The 20,847-nt window shown below is 59.5% G+C and carries 14 protein-coding genes and 1 pseudogene; 8 read left to right on the forward strand and 7 right to left on the reverse strand.

Annotated elements, in window-relative coordinates; genetic code table 11:
* Nucleotides 1-87: 87 nt before the first annotated feature.
* The 3 genes and pseudogenes from ACWGKN_RS13225 to tatC form a co-directional block, all read right to left on the reverse strand.
* Nucleotides 88-564, reverse strand: coding sequence for a chemotaxis protein CheW (locus ACWGKN_RS13225; RefSeq protein WP_035230464.1), 477 nt, complete (start codon nt 562-564; stop codon nt 88-90).
* A gap of 116 nt (nt 565-680) precedes the next feature.
* Nucleotides 681-2,027 carry a response regulator transcription factor gene (locus ACWGKN_RS13230; protein ID WP_424256354.1) on the reverse strand — a complete coding sequence of 449 codons (1,347 nt, stop codon included), beginning with the start codon at nt 2,025-2,027 and terminating at the stop codon, nt 681-683.
* Nucleotides 2,028-2,657: 630 nt separating this feature from the next.
* Nucleotides 2,658-3,451, reverse strand: a pseudogene (tatC, locus tag ACWGKN_RS13235) (twin-arginine translocase subunit TatC).
* A 229-nt stretch (nt 3,452-3,680) separates the two neighbouring features.
* Between tatC and ACWGKN_RS13240 the strand changes: the two are divergent.
* From ACWGKN_RS13240 to ACWGKN_RS13275, 8 genes are all read left to right on the forward strand, one after another.
* Entirely contained in the window at nt 3,681-3,998 is a 318-nt protein-coding gene (locus ACWGKN_RS13240) for a GIY-YIG nuclease family protein (RefSeq protein ID WP_424256355.1), read from the forward strand.
* 85 nt (nt 3,999-4,083) lie between these two features.
* Nucleotides 4,084-5,487 carry a sigma-54-dependent transcriptional regulator gene (locus ACWGKN_RS13245; RefSeq protein ID WP_424256356.1) on the forward strand — a complete coding sequence of 468 codons (1,404 nt, stop codon included), beginning with the start codon at nt 4,084-4,086 and terminating at the stop codon, nt 5,485-5,487.
* Between the two features lie 3 nt (nt 5,488-5,490).
* Nucleotides 5,491-7,188 carry a two-component system sensor histidine kinase NtrB gene (locus ACWGKN_RS13250; RefSeq protein ID WP_452095435.1) on the forward strand — a complete coding sequence of 566 codons (1,698 nt, stop codon included), beginning with the start codon at nt 5,491-5,493 and terminating at the stop codon, nt 7,186-7,188.
* A gap of 172 nt (nt 7,189-7,360) precedes the next feature.
* Nucleotides 7,361-7,813, forward strand: coding sequence for an Lrp/AsnC family transcriptional regulator (locus ACWGKN_RS13255; protein WP_424256358.1), 453 nt, complete (start codon nt 7,361-7,363; stop codon nt 7,811-7,813).
* A 16-nt stretch (nt 7,814-7,829) separates the two neighbouring features.
* Nucleotides 7,830-9,095: a diaminopimelate decarboxylase gene (locus ACWGKN_RS13260; RefSeq protein WP_035230469.1), complete on the forward strand. Its 1,266-nt coding sequence runs from the start codon at nt 7,830-7,832 to the stop codon at nt 9,093-9,095.
* Nucleotides 9,096-9,328: 233 nt separating this feature from the next.
* Nucleotides 9,329-10,999, forward strand: a complete 1,671-nt coding sequence (locus ACWGKN_RS13265) for a L,D-transpeptidase family protein (RefSeq protein ID WP_424256359.1) — start codon at nt 9,329-9,331, stop codon at nt 10,997-10,999.
* Nucleotides 11,000-11,013: 14 nt separating this feature from the next.
* Nucleotides 11,014-11,577, forward strand: coding sequence for a YcbK family protein (locus ACWGKN_RS13270; protein ID WP_035230471.1), 564 nt, complete (start codon nt 11,014-11,016; stop codon nt 11,575-11,577).
* A 78-nt stretch (nt 11,578-11,655) separates the two neighbouring features.
* Entirely contained in the window at nt 11,656-13,101 is a 1,446-nt protein-coding gene (locus ACWGKN_RS13275; protein WP_452095436.1) for an exodeoxyribonuclease III, read from the forward strand.
* A gap of 112 nt (nt 13,102-13,213) precedes the next feature.
* Here ACWGKN_RS13275 and mutY read toward each other — a convergent pair whose 3' ends face one another.
* The 4 genes from mutY to ACWGKN_RS13295 form a co-directional block, all read right to left on the reverse strand.
* Nucleotides 13,214-14,311 carry an A/G-specific adenine glycosylase gene (gene mutY / locus ACWGKN_RS13280; RefSeq protein ID WP_424256361.1) on the reverse strand — a complete coding sequence of 366 codons (1,098 nt, stop codon included), beginning with the start codon at nt 14,309-14,311 and terminating at the stop codon, nt 13,214-13,216.
* Between the two features lie 10 nt (nt 14,312-14,321).
* Complete coding sequence (locus ACWGKN_RS13285) at nt 14,322-15,269, reverse strand: AEC family transporter (protein WP_452095437.1); 948 nt, start codon at nt 15,267-15,269, stop codon at nt 14,322-14,324.
* A 146-nt stretch (nt 15,270-15,415) separates the two neighbouring features.
* Entirely contained in the window at nt 15,416-17,245 is a 1,830-nt protein-coding gene (locus tag ACWGKN_RS13290; protein WP_452095438.1) for a hypothetical protein, read from the reverse strand.
* A gap of 197 nt (nt 17,246-17,442) precedes the next feature.
* Nucleotides 17,443-20,790 (reverse strand): transglycosylase domain-containing protein, encoded by a 3,348-nt coding sequence (locus tag ACWGKN_RS13295; RefSeq protein WP_452095439.1) that lies wholly within the window; start codon nt 20,788-20,790, stop codon nt 17,443-17,445.
* Nucleotides 20,791-20,847: the final 57 nt, after the last annotated feature.

The following is a 20,847-nucleotide window of genomic DNA, read 5'->3' on the forward strand; positions in this document are numbered from 1 at the left end:
CACGGGCATAGTATGTATATATTTCGAATAATTATTTATCATAAGTACCCGTATTGCCGAACCATCGGCCCGGTCGACCATCGTTGATCACTGCCGGCAATCAAGAAACCGACGGCTCGACAGGATAGCCTCGACATCCAGAACATGGACAGGCTGATCCTCCGCCATGAATCCAGGCCGAACATAGACCTCCGTTCCCCGTTTGACAAAATTCAGCGACACCGGCAATTTCAATTCCGCGACAGTCTTGTCGACCGTGCCGTGCATCCGGTCAATCAGGACCATGGTTCCGACCTTCCCGGACCGGAGCAGCACAAAACGGCTGCCGATGCTCGTATATGCGGCATCGACCCCCAGGAAATCGGCAATATTGATGACGGACACTATCTCGCCCCTGAGATTGACGATGCCGAAAATCCACGATGGCAGACTGGGAAGGGGGGTTATGACGGGCAACGTTCCGATTTCCCCGATATGTTCCATCGGCAGGGCGATTTTCAGATCTCCGACACTGGTGAGCAGCAGCTTGTGCGGAATACTCGACGCATCGACAGGGGTCCGCATTGCAGACCTCGCGAAGCTGCCCGGGGCTGCCGCTATCAGCGCGTCGATTTCCTGTATTACCAGATCAAGGCTTCTGTATGCTTGGTGATGTTCCATTCACTCCGCCCGTAATGAACTTATAAATATTTATTTAATATTTCCACTAACTTCTGAGGATTAAACGGTTTTGTCAGGTATTCACTCGCCCCGGCGCGCATCCCCATCACCCTGTCCGTGGACCCTGTCCGGCCGGTCAGCATGATGACCGGGACATCCATCAGGTGCGACATCGCCTTGAGTTGCGGCAGTATCTCATAGCCGTTCATATCGGGCAGCATGACATCGAGCAGGACCAGGGAAGGGGTGCACTCGCCCCCCAGTTTGATGCCCTCCAGACCGGTGGACGCCTCGAGGATCTGAAACCCGGCGCGCGACAGGACCATGGAAATCACCTTGCGCGAGGTCTGGCTGTCCTCAATCACCAGGATCGATTTCCGATCACCTCCGGACGACGGAGGCTTCTTCACCGGATGGCTGATGGCGACCGACGGCTGGGCTGAAGGCGCCTGCCTCCCCACTTGCCGCGATTCGATATACTCAATCTCGGCCCGATACGTCTGGCCCCCCGGTGAGAGAAGACCGACCAGGCGAAGATACTTGAGGGCCTGGTCGAGGTTTTCAAGATTGAAGTACCCCAGTGCCAGACAATATGCGACCTGACCGTTTTTCTGGTCACGGCTGAAGATCCGCAGGTATCTGCCCACCGCCGCTTCGATGACGTCATGTTTGGCCGGTTCGGCAGAAGATACGGCCTGAATCCTCAAGCGGGAACAACAGTAACTGCAACGATACGGATCGTCGGTGAGAACGGTCCAGCAGAATGGACAGCGTTTGACGGTCTGGAGGTCGGTAACGAGCAGGGCCTTGTTTCTCCTGTTCTCGAGAATCACCTCCCTGTCGGCATTCCCCCATTTCTGGGCCTCGTTCAAGGTCCGGAGGATGCTCTCCGGCTTACCGACAATGCGCGAATACCACAGCCAGGCAATATAATTGAACCTGTTGTATTTCAATATTTCGCCAAGCTTCGCCCCCGCCTGTTTGTAGCGGAATTGGTAGATCAGCAGGATCGCCTGCTTCAGACCGGCGACCTCGTCACATTGCTCAACCGCCGCTGCGGACGATTGACGGGAAAGTTCGTTGCGGACTTCAGCAATCGACAACGAGGTATTCCTCCGCACCTCCTTCGCCGCCGGCACCTGCCGGATCCGCGGATGTTTCCAACCGGCCACGGTCATCAGGGCACCATTGCCGATCAACGGTCCATATTGCGCCGCGATCACCTCTTTGCGGTGCAGATGCAGCCGTGCCGACCGTCCATCCTTCGTGATCTCCAAGGCCCATGAGTCGGCAGGAGGTACTGCACGGATATATTCCAGCACATTCTCGGCATTTTTTTCATCCGAATGATTTCTGTTTTCGGTCATGCACATCCTCTTCTCTTCACTCGCATTTCCCAATCAGACAGTTGAGAGATGACTACAATTCAGCGCAAAATAACCGATATCAGAGAGAAACCAAGACATTTCCGAGCAGCTGCTTATTCCGTCATCCGACCCGATGAGCTAGTGATTTCATTGAGTTCAACCCCTTCCGCAATTGCTTACGTGCCCTATGCCGTTGTCGGCAAAATGGTATTGCGTAAGACCAACGGCAGAGTGGATGTATCATTGCAAGATCAGTGCCATAGATTATGCATATAAAATTACTGTTATTACATCTGATTACATCGTGTGTGGCTGGATTTCCAAACATTCCAATTACCATTTTGAAACTCATGTGCCTTTTTCTCCACTCCAGACATTGTAATCGGCGCCATTCGACCCTACCGAAAGGCCAGATCGCACCTGCCTCCGTGCGAGGGAACACCTTGAACCAACCCCACCCGGAGACCTTCAACCGGCAATTCCGTACGCCGATCCGTCGGTCGGCGAGGCCGGCAATGATCCCGTTATCACTGGCGGAAAATTTGAGGAAGCCGCTGCCGCTGGAAATCCTCACAAGGCTGATCAGGAAGATGGAGCTGCGATGCGTGCAAAGCAACTATTGATTATTTATCAGGATGATACGTGATCGGACTCATCTTCGTGGTCCGACTCAAAATCCCGGAAACTCCGGCGCCCGAACAGCCAGACGGCAAGAACGCTGATCTCGTAGAGGACCAGCAACGGGATTCCCATCATCATCTGGTTGACGACATCCGGGGTCGGGGTCAGGATGGCGGCGATGATGAAGTTGACCAGGATGGCATACTTGCGGTTGCGGTTGAGAAAGGCGACATCGACCACCCCGATCTTGGCCAGGAAGACCATCAGGACCGGCATCTCGAAAATCGCCCCGAAGGCGAGCAGCAGACGGGTGGCGAGCGTGAAGTACTCGCTTACCGCCGGCAATGAGGTCAGAAACTCGTTATTGTAGCCGACCAGAAAACGGAAGGCGGGGGGAAAGACGACGAGGTAGCCGAAGGCGGCCCCGCCGATGAAGCAAAACGTCGACAGCAGAGAAAACGGGATCAGGACCCTCTTTTCATGGCGGTACAGACCGGGGGCGATAAACCGCCACAGCTGCGAAAATATGACCGGGGAGGCGAGCAGGATGCCGACCACCAGGGCGAGCTTCAGATAAAAAAAAACCCTTCCTGGTACGAGGTGAAGATCAGCGAGGTGTCCTTTGGCAGAACCGCGGTGAGCGGCTTGAAGAACCAGGTGCCGATCGGACGGATCACGGTGTAGGCCAGACAGAAGCCGACAAACACGGCAGCAAAGGAGAAGATGAGGCAGGAACGGAGTTCCCGCAGATGTTCGGTCAGGGCCTGCTTCTCAAACGGCTCCGGCTGAGGGTTCTGTTCCATGATGCTCTGAGGCTGCGCCTTCTCAACGAAAAATTCGGACCCGTCAACCGCGCATCGGCGGAGATGGCCGCCGGCTACGGGCAGGGCTGAAAAACTCCGTGAGACTTACCATCTGGCCGATAAATTTGCAACGACTTGTCCTCATTGTGTAGGATTTCTCGCCATATCGACTATACTCGGCACGACTTCGCCTCATTTTTCCGGATCCAGAAGAGACAATGGAGCCTCCATGCAGCTGCGCCATGCACCATCCAAGACCGGATTCTGGTATACGTACATCGTCCTCTGCGGCGATGGCACCCTGTACACCGGTGTCACCACCGACCCAGTACGGCGGGTGGCCGAGCATAATTCGGCTCGGGGCGGAGCTCGCTACACCAGACCGCGGCAACCCGTCCGGCTTGTCTTCCTCGAACCACAGCCCTCCCGATCCGCCGCCTGCAGACGGGAACGCGCCATCAAGGACCTGTCGGCGACCGACAAGAAGCACCTGATTACATGGCAGCAAGACGCGGCCGACTGCACGCCGCCGAGATTGACAACTTGATTTTTCATCAAATATATTATAGTCTTACACCTAGGACATGACAACAGACTCCTCCACCCCCGCAGTCATCCGCACCCCCAGACCGATGACAACCAAAACAGCAGGCGACAGCGTATCCATCCTCGTCGTCGACGACGAGCGCAGCATGCGCGATTTTCTCAAAATCCTGCTGCAGAAGGAAGGGTATGCGGTAACGACGGCACACAACGGTGAAAATGCCCTGGACTGCCTGAAGGACCAGGAGTTCAGTCTCGTCATCACCGATATCCGCATGCCGGGGATGGGGGGGCTGGAACTGCTTGAAGCTGTCAAGGATCACAATTCCGAACTGCCGGTCATCATGATCACGGCCTTCGCCTCGCCGGACGACGCGGTTCTGGCGATGAAGAACGGGGCCTTCGACTATATCAGCAAACCGTTCAACGTCGACGAGATCAAATCGGTCATCGAATCGGCGACCAGAAAGAACAGACCGGCGACGACGACCGGGGGCGATCAACCCTTTCCCGGCATCATCGGCCAGAGCCGGGAGATGCTGAAGATCTTCGACATGATCCGCCGCATCGCTCCCACCCCGGCCAATGTCCTGATTTACGGGGAATCGGGAACCGGCAAGGAACTGGTGGCCCAGGCGATTCACGCCCACAGCAAGGTCGCCGCCAACCCCTTCGTGCCGATCACCTGCAGCGCCATCCCGGAAGAGCTGATGGAAAGCGAACTCTTCGGCCATGTCAAGGGGGCCTTCACCGGCGCGATCAGCGACAAGCCCGGACTGTTCAACGAGGCCGATACCGGCACCGCCTTTCTCGACGAGATCGGCGAACTGACGCCGATCATCCAGACCAAGCTTCTCAGGGTGCTGCAGGAGAGAGAGATCAAGCCGGTCGGCGGCACCCGCATCAAGCGCATCGATGTCCGGATCATCGCCGCCACCAACCGGGTGCTCGAGGAGGAGATCCTCGCCGGCAGGTTCCGGGAAGACTTGTTCTACCGGCTGGCCGTCGTGCCGATCCGCGTCCCGCCGCTGCGCGAGCGCAAAAGCGACGTGCCGCTGCTGGTCGACCATTTCCTCAAGAAATACTCCCGCCGGCTGAACAAGGAGGTGCAGGAGATTTCCTCCTACGCCCTGCAGGTCCTGATGAATTACAACTTCCCCGGCAATGTCCGGGAGTTGGAGAATATCATTGAACGCGGCGTCGCCCTCGAGTCCTCGAATATCATCCTGCCGGAAAGCCTGTCATTGACCTCCGGCATGACCCATGACAGACGGCGGACCGGCGACGATGTGGACATCCCCCTCTTTCAGGCCGTCGCCAGCGAAGAAGAACTCTACGACCTCGGCCTCGAGACGGTGGTCACAAACCTCGAGAAACGCCTGATCCAGCACGCCCTGACCAAGACCCAGAACTCGAAGATGCGGGCGGCCGACCTGCTGCAGATGAGCTTCCGTTCCTTCCGTTACAAAGTGAAGAAGTACGGACTCGACTGATCGATGAATTTCGAAGCGCTCGCCACCCGCTCCCGCCAGAACGGCAGCATCGAACAGACTCTGCGGCAGCAGCTCCTGTGGATGCTGCTCCTGCGCATCGTCCTCTATACGATCCTGATGGGACTCATTGATCTGTTCCAGAACACCCGGTTCGAGATCATCACCCCACCGCGGAACCTGCTCATCCTCTTTCTCCTCCTGGTCTACCTGACGACGATCATTTCCGCCATACTCCTGCTGCTGCTCCCCACCCAATTGCGGATCTTCGGTTTCCTGCAGAATCTGCTCGACACCTTTTTCGCCTCGCTCCTCGTCTACTACACCGGTTCCTCGCAATCGATCTTCACCTCCGTCTATTTCTTCCCGATCATCGCCGGCGGCCTGATCCTGCCGCGCAAGGGCGGACTCGTCGCCGCCGCCGCGGCATCGCTGCAGTATGCGGCCATCCTGTTTTTCGAGCTGCTGGGCGTTGTCCCGGAGTACCTTGCCGATTACGGCTTCAGGGCCGCCACCAACCCCCTCGTCAGCATCAACCATTTCGGGGTCCTCGGCCTGGTCTTCTTCCTGGCGGCGATGCTCAGCGCCATCTTCGGCCTGCGTCTGCAGACGACGGAGGACGCCCTGAGCGACTCGCTGCGCAACTTCGACCGGCTGGCCACCCTGTACAAACAGATCTTCGACAATATCTCGACCGGCATCCTCACCATCGACGGCGCCCAGGTCATCACCTCGGCCAACCCGGCCACCGCCGCGATAACCGGCTACCCACCGGAACACCTCATCGGTCGCAGGCTGAGTGAAAGTATCCCGAAAATGACGCTGACCGGGACCGACCTCCGCCTGGCGGCCGATTTCACCAGGCCGGACGGCACCACGATCAAGCTGGGCTACTCCTATGTTCCGATCCTCCCGCCGGACGAGACGGCCCCTGCCGCCACCGACATCCACAAGATCATAACCTTACGGGATATCAGTGAGATCGAACGGATGGAACAGCAGATGCGGCAGTCGGAGAAACTCGCCGCCATCGGCATGATGAGTGCCGGCATCGCCCATGATTTCAGGAATCCGCTCACCGCCATCTCCGGCTCGGCCCAGATCCTGGCCCAGGAGCTCTCCTCGGCTGACCCTTCAAGCCGGATGAACCTCGAACTGGCGGAGATCATCGTCCGCGAATCCAACCGGATGATCCACACGATCGGTGATTTTCTCAAGTTCTCCCGCCCGGAGACAGTCAACAGCGAGTGGTTTTCCCTCCATTCCTGTCTGGCCGAGGTGATCCAGGTCTGCAGGGCCGACCCGCAGTGGCCGGCAACCTGCTCCCTCCATCTCAATTTCGATCGCCACTTCGATCTCTGGGCCGACCAGAAACAGATGTTCACCGTCTTCAGCCATCTTATCCACAATGCCATCCTCTTCTGCCCGCCGGGCCACGAACTGATCGAAATCGACGCCGAGATTCCGACCGGGCAGGACGATCAGGAAATGGTCGTGATCTCGGTCCTCGACAATGGGCCCGGGGTGCCGGAAGACACCAGGGAAAAAATATTCGAACCCTTCTTCACCACCCGGGCGGACGGCACCGGACTGGGCCTGGCCATCGCCCGCCAGACCATCAAGGAACACAGGGGGACAATTTCGGTCAGCACCGGCAGGCTTGGCGGGGCCAGGTTTTCCATCCAGTTGCCGCTTCCCTCCTGAACCCTCTCCCCTTCGCCGCCCCGACCGGTCCCGCCGCCATTGCCGCCTTTTGATCGGCCGGCCGGTTTACCCGACCGGTCATCGATTCTCGCATATTCGTTTTTTGCAGAATATTATTCTTGACGATTATATATCTAGAGAATATTTTCACAAGCAGAGGAGATCAACACAAATGATTGATGACGTCAGTCTCGAGATCCTGCGCATCCTGCAGGAGAAGGCCCGGATTCCCAATATCGAGGTCTCCAGACAGATCGGCCTGGCCCCGTCGGCCGTGCTCGAACGCATCCGCAAGATGGAGAAGCAGGGGATCATCGACGGCTACGAGGTCCGCCTGAATCCGAAACGATTCGCCAGCGCCCAGATCGCCTTCGTCCGGGTCATGGTCCGGGAACAACCCGACCAGACCGAGATCGGCGAGCAGCTCGCCGCGGTCCCGGAAATCCAGGAGGTCCATTATATCGCCGGCGAGGATTGCTATCTCGTCAAGCTCAGGGCTGCCGACGCCGACGCCCTGGGCCGGCTGCTGCGCACCAGGGTGCATACGATCAACGGCGTCGTCGCCACCAACACTCTGCCGGTCCTCGCCACCTACAAGGAAACCGCCCGCATTCCCATCCCATAATCGAAGAGAGCAGATCATGCCCATGTCCCAAGCCTTCAAAGATCGCCTGCTGCCGGTACTGCCGCGGATAGTCGAGCATTTCGGCACGCCCTTCCATCTCTACGACGAGACCGGCATCAGGGAGACCGGGGCCCGGCTGCAGGCCGCCTTTGCCGGGCTCGACTCCTTTCGTGAATACTTTGCCGTCAAGGCCCTGCCCAACCCGAGGATCCTGGCGATCATGAAAAGCATGGGCTTCGGCCTCGACTGCAGTTCGGTCTCCGAATTGATGCTGAGCCGCGGGATCGGGGCGCGTGGCGAAGACATCATGTACACCTCCAACAACACCAGCCACGAAGACTTCATCGAGGCCGCCAGAGAGGGAGGATCGATCCTCAACCTCGACGACATCTCCCTCGTCGACAAGGTCCCGGTCATGCCGGAACTCGTCTGCTTCCGTTACAATCCGGGACCGAAGCGGGTCGGCAACGACATCATCGGCAACCCGGTCGAGGCCAAGTACGGCGTCGGCCACGACCAGATTGTCGAGGCCTACCGCCGGGCGCGGGACCGGGGCGCCAGGCGGTTCGGACTGCACACGATGCTCGCCTCGAACGAGCTGCATTATCAGTATATGGTGCAGACCGCCGGCATGCTTCTCGATCTTGCCGCAAACATCGGCCGTACCCTCGGCATCACTTTCGACTTCATCAACATCGGCGGCGGATTGGGTATTCCCTACCTGCCGGAGGCCAAGGAACTGCAGATCGAGGCCATGGGCCGGGAGATCACCGCCGAATTCAACCACTTCCGGCAGAGCAACGGCTACTGCCCGGCCCTGTTCATGGAGAGCGGCCGCTACATGACCGGCCCGCACGGCGTGCTCGCGGTCACCGCCATCAACCGCAAGGAGACCTACCGCACCTACATCGGCGTCGACGCCTGCATGAATGCCCTGATGCGGCCGGCCCTCTACGGGGCGTATCACCATATCGAGGTCATCGGCGGCGATCATGACAGGTCTCCGGAGGTGGTCGATGTGGTCGGCTCCCTCTGCGAGAACAACGACAAATTCGCCATCCAGCGGCAATTGCCGAAAATCGAGGACGGCGACCTCCTTCTCATCCACGATACCGGCGCCCACGGCCATGCCATGGGGTTCAACTACAACGGCACGCTGCGCCCCAAGGAGCTGCTGCTCCGTGCCGATGGCGGCGTCGACCTGATCCGCCGCGGCGAACGGTTGAGCGACTATTTCGCCACCCTCGACTTCGAACCGGACTCGCTCGCCCCCTCCGTCTGACCGGGACGCCGGGGGAATCCGGCCCTGAACGGATCACCTCCGGCCGACTGGTGCGAACCGACCCAAGTTGATAATTTCTCCCGGATTCCCCCTCTATCCTTTACAATTTACCCCATGAGATGGTACAAATGATTCTCTCGATTACATAATCTGATTTTCCACTACCTTTTCTTCCTGTCTCAGTGCCAATGCATCCAATCACAGTCATGCATGATCTCAATCCGAGACACGGATTGATCCGTCTGTCCGTTGTCTTCGCCCTGTTTCTGCTCCTTTGCGGCATGGCGGGACCCCGCCCCGCTGCCGCGGCGGCCGAGGTCTCGCTGCCGATCTCCCGGGAACTGCTCAGCCATATCAAATACACCCCGGAACAGCTGCAGACCCTTGAGCTGCCGCGACCGCTCATCGCTTCGCAGGACCACTGCATTTCCGCCGTGTATCCTACGGTGGGGAACCTGCCGATCTGGGTAGCCGATGACGGCCCCACCGAACGGGCGGCCATCGCCCTGCGCTTCCTCCAGTCCGCCGCCGAGGAAGGCCTTCGTCCCGAGGACTATGCCGTCGAGGAGATCATCCGCCTCTGGCCGCTGCGCAGCGCCGCCGACCTCGCTCTGCTCGACACCCTGCTCACCTATAATCTGCTGCTCTATGCCCATGACGTCAGCTACGGCCAGCTCGAATCCCGGTCCGCCAACCCGAAGATCTTTAACGATACCGGCAGACAGGATTTTGATCCCACCGCAGCGATGCGATCCATCATTGCCGCCCCGGATCTCGCCGTCCACCTGGCATCCCTGCCGCCGGTCCATCGCCACTACCGCGCCTTGAAAACGGCGCTGCAGAAATACCGCACCCTCGCCGCCGCCGGAGGATGGCAATCGGTCCCGTCCGGCGCCACGCTCCATCCGGGAGAGCTCGATCCCCGGGTCCCCGCCATCCGCATCCGCCTGCACATCACCGGCGATCTCGAAACCATCGACCACAGCGACACCCTCTACGACAATTCCCTGAAACAAGCCGTCATCACGTTCCAGAAACGTTACGGACTGGAACCGGACGGCGTCATCGGCAACCAGACCATCGCGGCGATGAACATCCCGGCCAAGCGCCTGGTCTCACAGATCATCGTCAACATGACCAGATGGCGCTGGCAGGCCCACGACCTGGGCGAGAAATACGTGCTGGTCAACATCGCCGGCTACAACCTCAAGGTTGTCGAGAAAGACGAGGTCGTCCTGGAAATGCCGGTTATCGTCGGCGAGTTGGAGAACCAGACCCCGATCTTCAGTGACCTGATCCAGTACATCGACTTCAACCCGTACTGGGTCATCACCCGCAGTATCGCCAGCAAGGAAGAGTTGCCGCGGCTGCGCCAGAACCCCCGCTACCTGGTCGACCGCAATGTCCGCCTGTTTTCCAGCTGGGATCCGGACGCCGTTGAGCTTGACAGCACCAGGGTCAACTGGAACGCCATCTCTCCCGAGCAGATGGCCCGTTATAAGTTGCGCCAGGAACCCGGACCGCTCAACGCCCTGGGCCGGATGAAATTCGTCTTCCCCAACCGTTTCGCGATCTACATGCATGACACCCCGAAGCGGGACCTGTTCAGCCAGTCGGCGCGAAATTTCAGCCACGGCTGCATCCGGGTCAGTGACCCGGTCTCCCTGGCCGCATACGCCCTGGCCGGGGAAAAGCGGGATTGGACGGTTGAAAGGATCAAGGCCACCATCGACAGCGGCAGGAGAAAGGTCGTGAACCTGCCGGCCCCCCTCACCGTTCATCTCACATATCAGACAACATGGGTTGACAAAGAGGGATCAATCCATTTTAATAGGGACATTTATGGCAGGGACACCGAACTTTCCCTTGCTTTATTGGAAAAAAACAGCAACTTGAATAACTAATACCAGGACAATAGATGAGAACCAACGAGACAATCAGGCGATTCTTCTTGAGCCGTCGCAAGTTCCTCGCCGCGTCGGCCCAACTGGCGCTCGGGCTGCTCCTCAGTTCCCCCCTCGATGCCCTCTCCACTCCCACCGATCCCCACATGCTCTCATTCGTTCATACCCACACCGGAGAGCAGCTGGAAATCACCTATATCCCCGGCAGATATCCTCAGACGGCCAAATCACAGCTCAAGACCTTCCTCCGTGATTACCGTACCGGCGACACCCATGTCATCGACCCGGCCCTGATGGAAATCCTCAGCCGAATCCAGCGGATCAGTGGCAGTAACGGGGTCTACGAGGTTATTTCCGGCTATCGTTCCCCCAGTACCAACGCCTACCTGCAGCGGAGAAGTCCCAAGGTGGCCAAGGACAGCCTTCACATGCAGGGGATGGCGATCGATATCCGTCTCACCGATGTGCGGACGAAGGAACTGCGGGATATTGCCCGGCAACTCCGCAGCGGCGGAGTCGGGTATTACGCGAAATCGGATTTCCTCCACCTCGACACCGGCCATTTCCGCTGCTGGTAGCACAGAATACCGGCTGCTCTCCGTCCCCGTCATGTCCCCCATGACGGGTTTATCCCCCACCCTGGCGGTCGCCATCCAATGCCCATCGATATCGACTTCTTCCTCGAGACAGTCGCCCGGGCTGTAGCCGAGACCCGGACCCCGGTGGTCGACCTGATCGCCGTGCAGACCCGTGATCCCTTCAGGATTCTGGTCGCCACCATCCTCTCCGCCCGCACCAAGGACGAAGTCACCGCCGTTGCGGCCGACAGGCTCTTCCGGATGGCGGATACCCGCGAAAAACTGGCCCGCCTGTCCGAGGAAGAGGTCGCGCACCTGATCTACCCGGTCGGATTCTACAGAAGCAAGGCCGGGTATCTCAAGCAATTGCCCGAGGCCCTGCAGACATTCGGCGGTAAGGTGCCCGAGACCATCGACGATCTGGTCACCCTGCCCGGTGTCGGCCGAAAGACCGCCAATCTCGTGCGCAGTGTGGCCTTCGGCAGACCTGCGATCTGTGTCGACACCCATGTCCACCGCATCATGAACATCTGGGGCTATGTCGATACCGATTCCCCGCTCAAGACCGAAATAGCCCTGCGCCGAACCCTGCCGGAACGGCACTGGCTCCGGGTCAATTCCCTGCTGGTCGCCTTCGGCCAGTCCATCTGCCGTCCCGTCAGCCCCCACTGCGATATCTGCCCGCTCCTGGGCCCCTGCCCGCAAAACGGCGTCACCCCGAGAAAGATCATGAAGAAATCCGCCAACGGCAACCGACAGACCCTCCGTTTCATCTCCTGGAACGTCAACGGCATCAGAGCCGTGGCCCAGAAGGGGTTCACCGAGGCCATGACCGGGTTCGACGCCGACATCATCGCCATCCAGGAGACCAAGGCCCATCCCGACCAGCTCCCGCCCGAGGTGAAGAACATCGACGGCTACACCTCCTACTGGCACAGCGCCGAACGCAAGGGCTATTCCGGGGTCGCCATCTACAGCCGCCTGCAGCCCGACCGGGTGATTACCGGCCTCGGCAACCCGGAATTCGACTGCGAAGGCCGGGTGCTGACCCTCGAATTTCCTTCATTCTACCTCATCAACATCTATTTCCCCAACAGCGGTGAAGGGTTGAAACGACTGGACTACAAGCTGCGCTTCAACCAGCAGCTGATTGATTTCGCCAGCCGCCTGAACCGGGACAGGATGGTGGTCCTGTGCGGCGATTTCAATGTCGCCCACAAGCCGATCGACCTGAAAAACCCGGCCGCCAATGTCAAGAACGCCGGCTTCACCCCGGAGGAGCGGGCCTGGATGGATTCCTTCATCGAGGCCGGATTCGTCGATACCTTCAGGATGTTCAACCAGGAAACGGAACAGTACACCTGGTGGAGCTACCGCTTCAACGCCCGAGCCAAGAATGTCGGGTGGCGCATCGACTACTTCTGCGTCGACCAGGCCAGCCGCGACAGGGTGCGGAACGCCGCCATCCTGCCGGAGATCATGGGATCGGACCACTGTCCGGTACAGATCGATCTCCTCCCCTGACCCACAGCCCCGTGGCCCCGCGACCTCGGTCCGAGAACCGCGATGGCCGGGTGCCAGCGGTCCGTGATCACGATAACCGGTCTCCACCGCCCGGCATCGAGGGGCTGGCCGTTCAGCGGCACGGGTCGACCAAGAACTCCGGCCGAGCCACGGCCAGATACTCCAGCAGTTTCCGATGCCCGGCCGGAAAACCATACTCCGACAACTGCCCGGCTGACACCCAACGGCAGTCCCGGGCCGCCTCGAGCCGGGCAACCGTGTCGCTGCCGACCAGTCGACAGGCGAAACAGTGCAGCACCACCTTGTAACGGGTATAAAAATGGGTGACGGTGGTGATGCGGCCGCAGATCTCCACCTCGAATCCAGTCTCCTCCCGGTACTCCCGGATTACCGCCTCTTCCGGCGTTTCCCCGTCCTCCAGCCGGCCGCCGGGAAATTCCCACAGGCTGCCCCAGATATCGTCCGCCAGGCGCTGCTGGATAAAAACGCGGCCTTCATTCGACAGGATGGCGGTCGCCATCTCGATCAGGACCGTCTCCCGGCGCCTGGCCGGTACCGGCCTGTCCGCCACCGTTCCGCGCAACCGGGCCAGGCAGGCCTCCGCCAGCGGGCAATGGTGACAGTCCGGGTTCTTCGGCGTACAGACCAGACCGCCAAGATCCATCAGGGCCTGATTGAAGGCTCGAGCCTTGCCGGGAGGCAGCAGGGCCGCGGCCAGGGCCTCGATCCGTTGCCGGCAGCCGGCGCTTTTGACCGGTTCCTCCAGATCGTAAAGACGGGCCAGGATCCGCGCGACATTGGCGTCGACCACCGGGACGTCCTGGCCGCAGGCGATGCTGGCGATGGCGGCGGCGGTATAGGGACCAACCCCCGGCAGAGACTGCAGCGTCCTGTAATCACATGGGATCTGTCCGCCATAGCGATCCCTCAGCAGCCGGGCGGCACGGTGCAGGTTCCGGGCCCTGGCGTAGTAGCCGAGCCCCTCCCAGCATTTGAGAATTTCCTGCTCGCTCGCCGCGGCAACGGCAGCCAGATCGGGGAAGCGGGAGATCCAGCGGTGGAAGTAGGCCACCCCCCTCTCCATCTGGGTCTGCTGCAGCATGATCTCGGAAATCCAGACGTGATAAGGGTCATACGTCTGCCGCCAGGGGAGGTCACGTTGCGTCCGTCGGAACCAGGCGAGCAGCCGTCTCCGGATCGTTTCGATCATCTCCTGCATCTCAGAGTCTCAATCCTTCCAACAGCACCAGGGCAACAGTATAGGTGATCAGCGACAGCAGCGTGGAGAGCATGATGATCGAGCCGGACAGGTTCGCGTCACCACGTAGCTGCTGGGCCATGATATAGGCGGCGGCGGCGGTCGGAGTCCCGGCGAAGATCACGCCGATGGCCAATTCCCGGCCGCCTATGCCGAGCACGATCAGGATCCCGGCGGTGCTCAATGGCAGCCAGACAAGCTTGATCGCGGTGGCGATCAAGGACTTCGAAATATCACCGCGCAGCCGCTGCAGGGAAAAGGAACCGCCGATGGACAACAGGGCCAGAGGCAGGGCCATGCCGGCAACGATATCAAGGCTGCGCTCGATCACCTGCGGCAGAGGAATGTTGAGAAAGCTCCACAGGATGCCGGCAAAGGAGGAGAGAATCAGAGGATTGCCGCCGACCTGCCGGATCCAGAACCAGGGGCCGAACTGCTGGCCCTGCTGCTGCCGGTGCGGCAGCAGCAGGGCAAGGATGCCGAAAAAATTGTAAACCGGAACCAGGAACCCGAGCAGTATCCCGGCTGCGGCCAAGCCATCGCCGCCATAGGCGTTGAAGACGATCGCCAGACCGATATAGGCGATATTGCCGCGGAAGGCACCCTGACAGAAACTGCCGCGGGCCTCCGGCGGATAGCCGCGCCAGGCGGCGAAACCATAGGCGAGGAAAAAGGTCAGCAGGATCGCAGCCAGCATCCCGGCGAGCAGCATACCGTTGAAAGTGGCGGAGAAATCGGCACGGGCGATCTCGTGAAAGAGGAGTGCCGGCAGCGCCAGGAAATAGACCAGCCGATTGAGTTGATAGAGGAAACTGCCATCCACCAGTCGCGCCATCTTCAGGCCGAACCCGAGACCGATGACAAGAAAGACCGGCAGGACGATGATCAGAATATCAAAAAACAGCGACATGAAGGATCCTGTTGCTCGCAAGGCCGACTGAAGCCCATGGGAACGTCCGGCAATGGCCACCGGGGATACGGAACAGCAAGAGGCCCCCGGCGGCAACAGCACCGGAGGCCTCTTGCGAATCAACGGAACAGTGGGGGTCCCGATTACTATTGTCTGGCTGGCACCTCATTGATCTGCGGCTGCGTTTCGAAGGGATCGTCCGGTTCGTTAGCCGGCGGCATCCCACCATCTTCCCGGGCCTGCCGGCCGGCCTCCCGACTGTCGGCCTCGGCGATGAGATTAGGGTCGATCGCGTTCATCTCCTGCTCCACCCGCTGGATATTGCCCAAAACCTTGTCGGTGATATCGGCACGCGGATATTTGACCAGTATCCCTTTGAGCAGGCGACGGGAATCAACCAGCAGGTTTTTCCTGACCTCGACATCCTGGGTCTTGGTGAACCGGATGAAGAGATCGGCCGCTTTCCGGCGGTCTTCCTTGGCCGCCATCGATGAGATCTCGACGATCTTGGCATCCGCCCTGGCCCCGAGTTCGGTTTCCATCATCCCGTCGAAGACCTTGATCGCCTCGTCGTAACGGCCGGAGCTGACCAGTTGCAGACCGTTGTTCCACCGTTGTTCCAGCTCCTGCTCTTTCGCCATCTTGGTGGTTTCCCGCTCGGCCGCTTCGGCCAGGGCCAGCTCATCGTTCCTGGCATTGAGCAGATCCCGCTGCTGGTCGTTGATCATATCGGCGCGCTGGGCCTTGATCATGGCCGCCGCCTCCTGGTACTTCCTTTCCTTTGCCAGGCGATCGATCTCGGCGACGATGCCGTTGAACCAGGCATCGGCCGCCTTGGTCGTCTCGTCGCGGATCGCCTTGACATTCGGGGCAACCGCCGATCGGGGATAATCGGCCAGATATTTCTCGGCCTCCCAGACGAACCGGTAGCCGTCCTTTTCCGGCATATACCCCAGATAATTCCGCACCAGACCGGAATACGCGGCAAGTTCGAGACTCGCCTGCCGGTCGCCGCCGAGGAGGGGGAGATGCATCTTGGCCCAGGCGTCGACACTGCCGATGGCGAGATAATCCTTGGAAATCCGGACATACTGGGTCTGGGCGTCCTGGTACCGGCCGATGGCAAGGGAGAGATCGGCCAGAATCTTCCGCAACGACAGGAGCTCGGCCGGAGAACGGCCTTCTGCCTCCATCCTGCCGACAATCCCCCGGTACAGGTCGGCGGCCTCTTCCTCCTTCTGCAGATACACCAGGGCATCGGCATACAGCATCTTCGCGTCGAGACTGGTCTGTTCCTGCTGATGCGGCGACAGCCCCTGCCAGGCCTGTTCGATCTCCCGATATTTCTTCTCTGCGGACATGGCGGCGATCTGGCCCTCGAACGACTGCCCGGCCTGATCCTGCTGCCCCCCGGAGGAGGTTGCCGACACCTGTCCGACCAGCCGGCCGCAGTCACTCTCGACATATTCCAGATCCCGCTGCTGCAGGACCTGCATCTTGCCGCTATAGACGCTGTTCGCCGCCACATCGCTGCGATCGCCGGCCTCGACCGCGGTGCGCATGGTGTTATAATCGGCAAGGATTCGTTGCATCTGCTGATAACAGTCGCCCATCATGGCCCGCTGTTCCCGGCTGAGCTGTTCATCCGCCCCGGTGTTGAGTTGATTCCAGCGCGTGAATTTCCTGCCGTATGCCTCGATGCGTGCGGTAATCGCATCAAGCGACGGTGGCTTCAAGGCCCCTGATGCCTCATCCTGAAGTGCTGCATCGAGATCCTGCGGCCCGGCCGGCTGATCGAGGGACGTCCCACCCGCCGGCTGAGCCGGTTGTTCATCGAGAGGTCCATTGATTGTCCGTTCCTGGATCGGACCACTGGCCGGCTCCATCGGCTGAGCCGTCTGCCTGCCGGGCTGGGCACATCCGCCGATTGCCAGCAGGGTGCACAGGGATGCAACCGTTATACGTATCTTCTTCATTACAATATCGATATGTTTGAGTGAATTTCGCCTTAAAACGGCAGGACAGAACCGGGTGGGAGCTGGATATCCCATCGATTGCCAGCCAGCCGATTCTCCGTCGCATCAACTTCTGTCAAAAAATCTACCACAGAATGTCTCAGGCCGCCAAGGCAAAGACCAACACATGGGCGAAAGGTCGGCCAGCGCCTGCCGGGTCAATTTCCGGCAAATCCGGCCTCGCCGTTGTTTTTCCAGAACGGCTGATAGTTCCGGCCGAGAACAATTCCGCCGCCTGCGCCTGGTTGCCCGAAGGTCAGGATCGACGGCTTATAGCGGTCGCTTTCGGCGATCACCCGCGGCGGTTCGCTCAACACCCCGCCCCGCTCGGCTTCCACCGAGAAGTTGGACTGCCCGAGGTTGTCGCGAGCCAGGGACATACCGGCCGATGTCCGATCCACTTCTCCAAGCCGGTCCGCATACCCTTTCTCACGGATCAGCATATTGACGATATCGATCCATGCCGGCAGAGCCCCGGCGGCCCCTGTTATCCTCGTGCTGCTGCGCCGCATGACACGGTTGTCATCGTAGCCGACATAGACGCCGACGGCGTACCCGTCCTTCAGGGTCAATGGTCCTTCCGTACCGGACAGGCCGGGAAGATAGCCGAAAAACGAGGCGTTGGTGTAGCGATTGGCGGTCCCTGTCTTGCCCAGGAGGGGAATCGGTTTCCCGGTGCCGCCGGCGCTCCCCTGCGGAACCCCGCCCACTCTGATATCCTTGTCCGCCTGTCTGCCGGTACCATACTTGACAACGTTCTCCAGGATATGACCAAGAGCGATGCTGGTCCGCGGATCAACGGCCTTCTTCACCCGCCGATGCGGCCGGTACAAAATCTCACCGCCGGTCGATTCAATCCGGTCCAGCACCGCCAGGACGTCCTTGTCTTCCTCGTTCTCATAGCCATAGGTACTGACCGACCCGGTTACCAGTCCCTCATACATTCTGACCGTTTCCAGCAGAGTGACGACATTGGCGCCGAGGGGGAAGGAGAGTACCGGTTCGAGCCTGCTGCCGACCCCAAGTTGCCGGGCAAATTCGATGAGATACTGCAGCCCGACCAGGGTTCGGAAATCACTCACGACCGACAGGACCTCGAAACTATAGGGCGGAAGTTGCTTCAGACGCTGCAGTTCCGCCTCGATCTGACGTTCTGCCAGATCATAGGCAGCAACGGACAGGACCCCGTTCAGTTTTACCCGGCTGAAGAAATTCATCCGGTCCTCATCACTCTGATTCGACAGAACCGCCTGCAATTCCGACCTGCCGACACGCTGCAGGGAAGGTGAGGCGGAGACGATGCCCTGAAAGTAATATTCGCCGGTAGACCGGTCAAAATACAGTTCAGCGGAGGATACACCGGAACCGAATGAATCCGGCTCGAAGGGGCCAAGAGGGGTTTCGGCCTGCAGGATATAGGCCCGGAATTTTCGGCGCAGGTCGCCAAGGGCCAGAAACGATTCGGAAAGGATCTTCTGACGCAGACTCAATTCCTGGCGTTCGTCGGTGAATCTTCCGGCTTGCCCGTTGGCAAACTCCCTGTACACGCGTTCACGGATCTTTTCGAAACCGAGGCCGTAATGGAGTTTCTTCAGCATCCTGTACTCGTCGACCATCCCCTCGAAGATGAAATCGGCTTCAAGACTGGTGATGGCGCTGTTATAAGCGGCCGAACGCAGCACCTCGTCGCTGATCTGGATGCCGTGCCTGTCACGAATCCTTCCCCGGTACGTCGTGTACGGCTCCTCCGCCGTTCCGGTCATGTATGGGGCGAGGCCCAACTTCTCGGCGACCTCCCGGAACTGCTGGGCATTGAGGTGATCGCAGAGATGGGCGGTGAGCCACACCGAAGCGAGGTTTTCCGAATGCACCCCGGCCCAGCTCATCGACACCGATTCGAACGGACTGATATGGTCAGGGCGGGGAAAATACGGCGTCCCTTGAAAGATAAAGATATCACGCTTGTTGTTGAGCAGGTCGGCGCTGTTCCACCCGAGCTGCAGCGCAGCGGCATAGACAAAAGGCTTGAACGAGGAGCCCATGGTCCTTCGGGCATATACCGCCCGGTTGAAGAACCGGTTCTCCGAGCCGCCGGCCATGGCCTGAATCCGGCCATCCTTCATGACCAGCGCCCCGCCCTGGATCTCGGGAAATTTTTCCAGATCAAGGCTCGCTGTGCCATCCTCTTCGACCTTCCGGATGCTGACCCATACCCTGTCGCCAGCCTTGATCTGCGCCAGCAGACGGTCCGCATCCCGGATCGACGGCTCCGACCACAGATCCTGGGCCCATTTGACCCTGCCCTCGACAATACGGGAAAGCCCCGGGTAATCGATGGTCCCGCGGCCAAGTCTGTTGTCGAGGGTGACATCCACCGCCACCCCTTTGCCCTTGCCGGCGATCCTGCCGATCACGCCAAAGACAAATGCTCCCTCCTTCAGCACGCCATCACCCTGATAATCGAGATCCTTCAGTCTGGCCTGGACCTCGGCCCGTTCATACCCGCTGAGGCGGACATCGAGCCTCGACAGTTCCCGCCGCAGGGCATGGAGGGTTTGATCCTGCAGATTCTTGTCCACCGTGGTGATGACCCGCACGCCGGAGGTGGCGATGTTGTCTATACCGTGGACCTCAAGCGCACCTTGGACCTCGGCTGAGGAAACCGCGTCCTTGACCATCTCCATGGCGTAGTCGAGGGAATAGCCTACCTTCCCCTGCCTGAACCGGATTTTGGCCTCATGTGCCTGATTGTAGGTCGGCTCGTTGATCATGCCCTGTTCGAGCATCTGGTCGAGCACATAGTTTTTCCGGAACTCCGCCTGACGCCGGGCCTCGGCCTCATCCTCATCCGTCTTCTTGATGAAAGGATTATAAAAATTTGGCCGTTTCACACTGCCGGCTATAAACGCACACTCCACCAGGGTCAGCTCTTCCGGCATTTTATCGAAATAGTAGCGGGCCGCCACCCCCAGGCCATGACCATTGCCGCTGACAAAGAACTGGTTGGCATAAAACTCGAAAATCTTCTCCTTCGGATAGTGGTATTCGAGCCGCAGCGCATACAGCAGTTCCTTGAGTTTCGCCTGCAGGGACCGGTCAGTCCTCTTGAACAGGTTCTTTGCCGTCTGCTGGGTGAGGCTGCTGCCTCCCTGAACAACCTTTCGCGCCTGGAGATTCTTGAGCGCGGCACGGATGATGCCGACCGCATCGAACCCGATATGGGAGAAAAACCTGGTATCCTCCGAGGCTACCATCGCATTGACGAAGGCCTGCGGCATCTGATCGAAATCGACATACTGGCGATGGGCGCTGTCGAAAAAAACTCCCAGTTTGGTGACGCCGTCATTGTAATAGACATCACTCTCCTTGCTGAGAATTTTTTTAATATTTTCAATTGTTATTTGATCACCTGGGTGCAGGACGACGAACCAGTAATAGGTCGCGCCAAGCCCGGCGATACCACAGCATAGAAGGATAAGGGCGAGGAGTACGAGCTTCTTCAACATAGGAGTTCCCCGGAAGATGATTCCCCCTGGTGTGTTATCAACGGCGGAATGACGTCA

The sequence above is a fragment of the Desulfoprunum sp. genome (assembly GCF_053613775.1).